Source organism: Salinimicrobium oceani, from assembly GCF_012037645.1.
On record NZ_JAAVJR010001002.1, the window covers coordinates 1 to 375 of the forward strand.

Annotated in this window: 1 protein-coding gene; it reads left to right on the forward strand. The window is 39.2% G+C overall.

What is annotated here, in order from left to right; all coding sequences use genetic code 11:
* Nucleotides 1-155: 155 nt before the first annotated feature.
* Complete coding sequence (locus HC175_RS20475) at nucleotides 156-323, forward strand: hypothetical protein (protein WP_168025251.1); 168 nt, start codon at nucleotides 156-158, stop codon at nucleotides 321-323.
* Nucleotides 324-375 lie beyond the last annotated feature (52 nt).

The window sequence follows — 375 nt, forward strand, 5'->3', positions numbered from 1 at the left end:
AGTTTTGGAGATTACCAAACTTCGGTGGTGAAACGCTCCTGGACCCGCAGTGGGAATACCAGATTGGATCTTATTTCCGGTCAACCTCATGATCCAGCTTATTCTAATCTTATAGCCCTTATTACGCAGACAGTGATCAATCCTACTATTTTACCATGAAAGATCTCTTTGGTAATATAGCCGATGTTTACGCTGTCTCTCAATTTCATGCGGAAGATCTACAGACTGGAGACAATCCAAATTCAATGATCAATATTTTGCAGGACATTTTTGGAGGAACAGTTTTTTCTGAAGATCTTTTCTATTTACAGGTATTTTCTTAATGATGAGAAACGCCCATGGCAATTGGTGCTTGACAATCATGCAACACAAGTT

What these genes read in the sequence shown, in the direction of transcription:
- HC175_RS20475 (WP_168025251.1), top strand. Translation starts at nt 156, where the DNA reads ATGAAAGATCTCTTTGGTAATATAGCCGATGTTTACGCTGTCTCTCAA.